The organism is Actinomyces sp. HMSC065F11 (assembly GCF_001813085.1).
Classification (GTDB): domain Bacteria; phylum Actinomycetota; class Actinomycetes; order Actinomycetales; family Actinomycetaceae; genus Gleimia; species Gleimia europaea.
Genome location: NZ_KV811470.1, coordinates 466,390 through 474,253, shown reverse-complemented (window position 1 = coordinate 474,253; position 7,864 = coordinate 466,390). Strand labels below are relative to the sequence as shown.

Genomic DNA, 7,864 nt, shown 5'->3' with positions numbered 1-7,864 from the left:
TGGACGGGCATTTCAACGTGTATTTGCAGTATGAAAGCCAGACGATGCGAGGCCTGAATGATGACGGTTCACGCTATGTGGAGCCGGATGTTCCTTGGGTGTCATACTTCCACGGGTCTTATTCGATTCATGCGGCGCCGTGGCAGCGCACGTTCGGGTCGACCGGGCCGGGTGGCTCGCATGGTTGTGTGAATACACCAACGTCTGACGCGGAGTGGATTTACCATTGGGCCGACCTGGGCACTTCCGTAATGTCCCACTATTAGAGGTAGGCCGCAAACACTTTCAATAACACTCCCCCGGCGCGAATCCGTTTTTGGTTTCGCTTCGGGGGATACTTGTACTTTTAGTAGCCTCGTTTGCACGGCAGCTTCACCTGCACAGCAGTGTTTTTTAGCTACCAGCTACGGTTATTAATCATCGTTGTAGAGTTCAAGCTCAGGGTTTTCGGCGCATGCTTGTTCAAACACTTCGTGTGCGTGAAGCCAATAATCGAGCGATCATTCTAGACGATACTCTGCCCGCTGCAATGCACACACTTTCTAAGGTAACCAATTTGGATTGACCTCCCTTTTCTGAGGCTGAGCTTAATGAGTTTATGCGGCAAGGCGCGCCCACAAAAGAAGCGAATCATTAGGCTAGGCTTACCTAAGTCGCCCTAGTACTATTGGTGTCATGGACACAAATAAGAATGAACCCCGCCTTCCGCAAAGTGACCGGTCAACTCGTGTTGCGGCAGGCCATTGGGTGCTTGCCCGGGCAGGCAAGCGAGTTTTACGCCCGGGCGGATTGAAACTAACGAATCGAATGTTGGATGCGGCCGATCTATCTGGCAAGAAAGTGTTGGAATTCGCTCCGGGATTGGGACGTACGGCCACGCTCATGCTTGAGCGAGGAATCGCCTCCTACACGGGCGTGGATCAAGATCCAGATGCCGCCGCCCGGGTGCAGGCAACGGTGGGGCCGAGGGGCACAGTTGTAAATGCTAATGCGCAAGACACCGGCCTTGAGTCCGAATCAGTTCAGGTTGTGGTTGGTGAAGCGATGCTGACCATGCAAGGCGATAAAGGCAAGCGAGATATCATCGCCGAAGCGTTCCGACTGCTTAAACCAGGCGGTTGCTACGCGATCCACGAACTTGGACTCACCCCGGACAGCATAGACGCGGCGCTTGCGGACCAGTTGCGACAGCGCCTAGCCCGCACGATTAGGGTTAATGCTCGCCCTCTTACTCGCGGTGAATGGTGCGGATTGTTAGAACAGTCGGGTTTTTGTATCGAATGGGTGGGGTATGAGCCGATGGCTTTACTGTCCCCACGTCGTAATTTAGCCGATGAAGGCGTAGTCGGAGTTGCACGAATTATGCGTAACGTTGCGCGTGACAAGGAGTTGCGTCGCCGCATATTGGATATGCGCGCAACGTTCAACGAATACCGCGACAGTTTAACCGGCATCGCTATCGTCGCGCGCAAGCCCACCGCTAGCCTGGAAGAAAAGGAGATCTGATTATGACTGAACTCAAACCATCATCAGCAGGCGCACTGGGGTTTATTGAAAACCTTGCGCAGCGCGTTGAGTATTGTGCGAACTCAACCACTTCTACAACGCTAATGCGCGCTGAGGGGGTGAACGTGGTGTTGTTCTCGTTCGACGAGGGAGAAGAACTATCCGAGCACACCGCCGCGATGCCGGTGATTGTTCAAGCCCTTGAAGGCGAAATCGAAATCAGCGGGGACGGTAAAACGGTGACGTTGCGTCCCGGCGGAATGGTGCATTTTCCTACGCGCCTACCACATGCGGTTAAAGCACTAACCAAAGCAAAAATGGTGCTTTACATGATGAGTCAACCACCGGCGAACTAAGTAATTCACGCCAATTCGCGCAGGAGCGGACCGGTTCCGCCCGCTCCTGCGCGTTGATTTTAAGCAGTATTCAAAAGGGTGTGGCCGGCCAAACTGCTTTAGTGCATGTTGCCACAATCTTTGTCCCCCTCCCCCGTTATCCTTATGAAAGTGGCCCTTTGCGACGTTAAAACTGGTTAGTGGTATCGGGAGTTTGTTGTGGGTAGTGAGGCTCAAAGACAAGAGCTACATCGGACTATTTGGCGTATTGCTAATGATCTACGCGGGCCTGTAGATGGTTGGGATTTCAAACAATACGTGCTCGGCATGCTGATTTACCGCTTCATTTCTGAGCGTTTTGTTCAACATGTCAATCACTTCGAGCGACAGACGGGTTCAGATTTTGACTACGTTCAACTTCTTCACCTCGCAGGACGTTTCTGAACTGCTTGCGCGCCTAACTTTGGTGGGTAAAACCAAGGTGAACGGCGTGTATGAAACTTTTAGCACGGAATGGATACAAAATGGCGGCACAGTCGCGTTGGCGGCGTGAGTGGTTCAAATGGGAGATGCCTGGTTCAGATCAGGGAGGTCTGCTGCAGAAATCAGAGGAGCACACCGCAAGGCTGCTGAAGTCCCACGTTAAGGCAGTGTTCGTGGGCACGGACAAGGCCGACTACGAGGTAGAGGTTAAGTTCGCCGGCGGGAACGTGTGACAGCTCTATTTCTTTAGGGACGGCGTTAAACCAGAAATCGCTTAACAGCAGATGAAAATCAAAAATAACAGCAAGTTGAATCGGCCTAGGCGGTTCTATAAAATCTGGATCGGATCCTAACCCAGTTCGGCTGGGCACCTTGAAAACTAAGGAGACAATTTTGTCAGATCCAGCGGCTCTTGAAACCTCTTCAGGTATCGATCAACAGGGCATTGATCTCGTCCCACCAAATCGTCGGCACGGAAAAGCTATCGACTTATTCTTCCTCTGGGCCGGCACAACCACAAACATCTTCACCGTCTCTTACGGCGCGTTGCTGGTGATTCTTTTCGGCCTCAGTTTCTGGCAGGCTATCGCGGCGATCGTCGTCGGCAACCTAATCGCCTACCCGCTGCTGGCGCTGGCCTCGTTGCAGGGCCCCAAGACCGGCACGACCAACATGACGATCAGCCGCTCTAGCCTGGGTCCTCGAGGCGGACGAGCAAATGGCCTGTTCTCGTGGCTGATGCTGCTCGGCTTCGAAGCTGCCGGTCTGGTGCTCGTTTATTACGCGATTGCAGCGCTACTAGGCATTTTCGGCCTCGATATCTCGGGCGTTACGCAGGTCGTGCTCATCGTGGTGCTCGGCCTTATCCAAATGCTGCTGCCGCTGATCGGCTACAACTTCCTGATGGCAGCGCAGAAATTCGCCACGATCATTTTCGCCTGCGCGTTCGTAATCCTGGCAGCGCTGATCCTGCCCAAGGTAAACATCGCGACGGGCGAGGTAGGCGCCGACATCAACGCGATGATCAGCGCGATCAGTCTAGTAGTGGTCTCCGGCGGCCTGAGTTGGGCATGCTCCGGCTCGAACTTCTCACGATATTTGCCCGAAGAAACCAGCCCGTTATCGGTTGGCACTTGGGCCGCGCTGGGCGGTTTCGCGCCGTACCTCTTGCTGCAGGGCCTAGGCGCCGCCATGGCTACGGTCGCAGTCGGCCCCGACGTTGACCTCTCCGACCCGCTAGCCGTTCCCGCGATCTTACCTGCGGGGTTCTCTGTGCCGTTTCTGCTTCTAGTGGGCTTCGGCCTGATGGTACAAAACGGCACCAACCTTTATTCGTCATCACTTAACCTGCAGACCGCCGGCATCCCGGCAAAGCGCCCGGTGGTTGTCGTCACTGACTCGATCATTTGCATCTTGATCACTATCTTCGCGGTCGCCCAGTCGTCGTTCTACGCGCTGCTGAGCGCCTTCGTCGGTTCGCTAAGCATCTGGCTAGCACCTTGGATCACGATCTATCTCGTCGATTGGGTCATGAGACGCGGCAATTACGATCTGGCTGGCTTGATGAACGACAAGGGCGGGATCTACTGGGGCGTCGGGGGCGTGAAGCTGCCCGGATTCGTCTCGCTGATTGCCGGAATGATCGGTTCCGCGCTATTTGCCAACACCGGATATTTCATCGGCCCGATTGCAGCTGCGATCTCGCCGCAACACCCGCAATATGCCCCTGACTTGGCGATTCCCGCCGGGATAGTGGTCAGCGGCGTCCTGTTCATTGCACTCACAATCACCAATAAAAAGAAGAACTTAGGGATCGCGTGACCGCGCGCCCGTAAAACTAAGGAGTAAAAATGCCTAACCGGCACGTAATGGATGTGGCCTACGGCAGGGCACATGCTGACAAAATCATCGAAAACGGCAAGCTGGTTAACGTCCTAACTGGCGAGATCTATCCAGCAGGCGTGGCCATCGCGGACGGCCGTGTGGCTGCCGTCGGCGATGTGTCTGCGCAGAAGGGTCCCGATACCGAGATCATCGACGCCGAGGGCCGCTACCTGACCCCGGGTCTGATCGATGGCCACCTGCACATCGAGTGCTCGAAGCTCTCTGTGACGATGCTCGCCGACATGGTCGCACGTTATGGCACAACCTCGGTCATCTCCGGACTCGATCAGGTGTTGGTCGCCGCAGGCATTGACGGCGTCAAGGAGTTCCTGGCGGAGGCCGCCGACTCGTCGGTACACGTCTGGTGGGGAGCACCGGCTAAGGCTCCCTACACCATCCCCGAGTCCAACGTCGGTTATGCGTTCAAGGCCGAGGACCACAAGATAGCCCAGGAGATGCCCGAGTGCGTCGGCCTGTGGGAGACGGTTCAAGAGATGGTTGAGGACGGCGACGAGGACGTTCTGGCCGCGATGGACCTGGCGGAGAAGAACCGACTGCACGCCTTCGGCTGCGCACCTCTGGTGGACGCCCGCAGGGTGGCTGGATACGCCTCTTCCGGGGTCGTCCTATGTCACGAGTCTTACTCGCCTGAGGAAGAGCTGGAGAAGATGCGCAACGGCATCGACATCATCATCAGGGAGTCGACCGCGGCCCCGATGCTGCGCGAGAATATCAAGCTGGTCACCGAGATGGGCGCCCCGAGCGACCGTGTCGGTTTCTGCACCGACGACATAACCTCGAGCGATGTGCTTGGCCGTGGCCATCTTGACTACGTGGTTCGCCTGGCCATCGAGTGCGGCGTGACCCCGATGCAGGCAATTCAGATGGGTTCGATCAACACTGCCCGCATGTACAAGCTCGATCACAAGATCGGCTCGATCGCGCCCGGTCGCTTCGCCGACATCCTGTTCGTGGACGACCTGAATGACTTCCGACCCGCACGCGTGATGACCGCTGGCCGCATCGTCGCCGAGAACGGCAAGCCGGTCGTAGCTCCGGTGGCACCCGAGCGCACCTCGGTTGTCGCCGACACCTTCAAGCTGAAGGAAGTGGACGCAAGCCGAATCAAGGTCGAGGCCGAGGGCTCCAAGGCAGTCGTTCAGGCGATAGTGCTCAGCAAGGACGTGGCATTCCGCCGTCCCGGCGCGGAGATCGAGCTGGACATCATCGACGGCGTGGTTCAGCCCTGCATCGAAAAGGACGCAATCATGGTTGCCGTCGCCGAGCGCTACGGCAAGACCGACAACCTGCCGGTTGCCTTCATTAACGGTTTCGGTATCAAGAAGGGTGCGATTGCGACCTCCAACTCGCCAGATGACAACAACGTCGTGGTGGCCGGAACCAATGCGGCAGACATGGCCCTCGCCATCAACGAGGTGACTAGGCTTGGAGGTGGCCAGGTGGCTGTTGCCGATGGCGAGGTCATCGGCAGGCTGCCACTGCCGGTAGCCGGCATCGTAGCTGACATTCCAGCCGAGGAGATGGCCGCTGCCGAACAGGAGATGGATCGCATCGCCCGCGAGGAGTTGGGCAGCGACCTGCCGTCGCCGTTCGGCCAGCTGTTGTTCCTGTCGATCACCGCAATCCCGGAGTGGGCGATCACCGATCTGGGCCTGATCGACTGCGTCAAGTTCGTCGTCACCGATCCCGTAATTTCCAGCAACTAGGAGTCAAAGTGAAGATTTCACCCTTCGTTCAGAAACTGCCCAAGGTTGAGCTGCACCTACACATCGAGGGCACGCTCGAGCCGGAGCTGAAGTTCAAGCTCGCCGAGCGCAATGGCATCAAGCTCGCCGAGGAAACCCCCGACCAGGTTCGCGAATCATACGATTTCGACGATCTGGCGTCCTTCCTAGCTGCGTACTACGACGGCATGAACGTACTGCTGACCGCCGAGGATTTTTACGACCTAGCCATGGCATACCTGAGCAAGGCAGCCGAGCAGAACGTGCGCTACGTGGAAATATTCTTCGACCCCCAGGCGCACACCTGCCGTGGCGTCTCGTTCCACACCGTCATCCATGGTCTGCACCGCGCCCAGGTCGAGGCCGAGAAGAAGTTGGGCATCAAGTCGGCTCTGATCATGTGCTTCCTGCGCGACTTCCAGGCCGAGTACGCGATGGCCACGCTGACCCAGGCCCTGGATTACAAGCACTGGATCATCGGCGTCGGGCTGGACTCCGACGAGACTGGCAACGCGCCCGAGAAGTTCGCCGAGGTCTTCGCTCGCGCTCGCGAGGAGGGCTTCCTGCTGACTATGCACGCCGACGTCGACATTAAGAACTCTATCGAGCACATCCGCCAGCTGATCGAGGAGATCAAGGTTGACCGCATCGACCACGGAACTAACGTCATCGAGAACCCCGACTATGTGCAGTATCTGGTGGACAATAAGATCGGCCTTACCAGCTGCCCGATTTCCAACACCTGGGTTTCGGACGGCTCCAAGACTCAGCTGATCAAGCAGTTATCTGACAAGGGACTTAAGATCTGCATCAATTCCGACGACCCTGCATACTTCGGCGGCTACATCGGCGAGAATCTGCAGCTAGTTGCCGATGAGTTGGACGCAGACGAGGACTTCCTCAAGCAGCTCTGCCTGAATGCGGTGGATATTTCGTGGGCTACCCCGACGCTCAAGCAACAGCTGCGGGAAGAGATTGCCGCCTGCTAAACCTTTCCAGCAACATAATTGAAGCCTTGGCTCAATGAAGCTGCTCCTCCGCACTTCAACTCGGAGGGGCAGCTTTTATCTTTAGACGCCGCTGTCTGGCGGGGGATCCTTCAGCAGATCCTCCTGCAGCCTGCCTTCTTCACACTTTCTAGGTCGACCGGGTGTGCATGTTGCGCCCAATTTTTGTCCTACTCCCCCGTTATCCTTATGAAAGCGGCCTTTTGCGGCGTTAAAACTGGTTAGTGGTATCGGGAGTTTGTTGTGGGTAGTGACGCTCAAAGACAAGAGCTACATCGGACTATCTGGCGTATTGCTAATGATCTACGCGGGTCGGTAGATGGTTGGGATTTCAAACAGTACGTGCTCGGCATGCTGTTTTACCGCTTCATTTCCGAGCGTTTTGTTCAGCACGTGAACCGGCTGGAGCGCGAGACGGATCCTGATTTTGATTACGTTCAACTTCCCGACGATCTAGCCGAGTATGGTCGCGATAGTTCGGTTGCAGAACTGGGCTTTTTTATTCGCCCGTCCGAGCTTTTTGAGAACGTGCGCAAAAACGCGGCTGCTGACCGGGATTTGAATGAGCGGCTTGAGCAGGTTTTTCGCAATATTGAGGGCTCGGCTGTTGGCTCCCAGTCAGAGGGCGACATTAAGGGCTTGTTCGATGATCTCGATGTGAACAGCGCGAAGCTCGGTAATACCGTAGCGGCTCGTAACACGAAGCTGGTGCGCATTTTGAATGAGATCGGCAATCTGCCCCTCGGCGATTTCAGCTCTCATTCCATTGACATGTTCGGTGATGCTTACGAGTTCTTGATGACAATGTACGCATCTTCAGCAGGCAAGTCCGGTGGCGAGTTCTTCACCCCGCAGGACGTTTCTGAACTACTTGCGCGCCTAACTTTGGTGGGTAAAACCAAGG

General features: G+C 56.3%; 8 protein-coding genes and 1 pseudogene. All 9 read left to right on the top strand.

Going from position 1 to position 7,864, the window contains the following annotated elements; translation table 11 throughout:
* A partial coding sequence (locus HMPREF2891_RS09375; protein WP_148131719.1) for a L,D-transpeptidase occupies nt 1–266 on the top strand: 266 nt, incomplete at its 5' end.
* Nucleotides 267–675: 409 nt separating this feature from the next.
* The gene (locus tag HMPREF2891_RS04620; protein WP_070621090.1) at nt 676–1,506 is read left to right on the top strand and encodes a class I SAM-dependent methyltransferase; all 831 of its coding nucleotides are present in this window, start codon (nt 676–678) and stop codon (nt 1,504–1,506) included.
* A 2-nt stretch (nt 1,507–1,508) separates the two neighbouring features.
* Nucleotides 1,509–1,862 (top strand): cupin domain-containing protein, encoded by a 354-nt coding sequence (locus HMPREF2891_RS04615; protein ID WP_070621092.1) that lies wholly within the window; start codon nt 1,509–1,511, stop codon nt 1,860–1,862.
* Between the two features lie 198 nt (nt 1,863–2,060).
* Nucleotides 2,061–2,261, top strand: a pseudogene (locus tag HMPREF2891_RS04610) (type I restriction-modification system subunit M N-terminal domain-containing protein); the annotation flags it as partial.
* A 104-nt stretch (nt 2,262–2,365) separates the two neighbouring features.
* Entirely contained in the window at nt 2,366–2,557 is a 192-nt protein-coding gene (locus HMPREF2891_RS04605) for a hypothetical protein (RefSeq protein WP_070621096.1), read from the top strand.
* A gap of 160 nt (nt 2,558–2,717) precedes the next feature.
* Complete coding sequence (locus HMPREF2891_RS04600; protein ID WP_070664031.1) at nt 2,718–4,145, top strand: purine-cytosine permease family protein; 1,428 nt, start codon at nt 2,718–2,720, stop codon at nt 4,143–4,145.
* A gap of 29 nt (nt 4,146–4,174) precedes the next feature.
* On the top strand, nt 4,175–5,935 hold the full coding sequence (locus tag HMPREF2891_RS04595; RefSeq protein WP_070664030.1) for an adenine deaminase C-terminal domain-containing protein: 1,761 nt from the start codon (nt 4,175–4,177) through the stop codon (nt 5,933–5,935).
* 8 nt (nt 5,936–5,943) lie between these two features.
* Complete coding sequence (add, locus tag HMPREF2891_RS04590) at nt 5,944–6,942, top strand: adenosine deaminase (RefSeq protein WP_070664029.1); 999 nt, start codon at nt 5,944–5,946, stop codon at nt 6,940–6,942.
* Between the two features lie 261 nt (nt 6,943–7,203).
* Nucleotides 7,204–7,864 (top strand): type I restriction-modification system subunit M (locus tag HMPREF2891_RS04585; RefSeq protein WP_070664028.1); only part of this gene is annotated, 661 nt, incomplete at its 3' end.

Excerpts from the sequence above, each read along its gene's own strand:
- HMPREF2891_RS04595 (WP_070664030.1), top strand. The coding sequence starts at position 4,175 with ATGCCTAACCGGCACGTAATGGATGTGGCCTACGGCAGGGCACATGCT.
- HMPREF2891_RS04605 (WP_070621096.1), top strand. The coding sequence starts at position 2,366 with ATGGCGGCACAGTCGCGTTGGCGGCGTGAGTGGTTCAAATGGGAGATG.
- HMPREF2891_RS04620 (WP_070621090.1), top strand. The coding sequence starts at position 676 with ATGGACACAAATAAGAATGAACCCCGCCTTCCGCAAAGTGACCGGTCA.
- HMPREF2891_RS04615 (WP_070621092.1), top strand. The coding sequence starts at position 1,509 with ATGACTGAACTCAAACCATCATCAGCAGGCGCACTGGGGTTTATTGAA.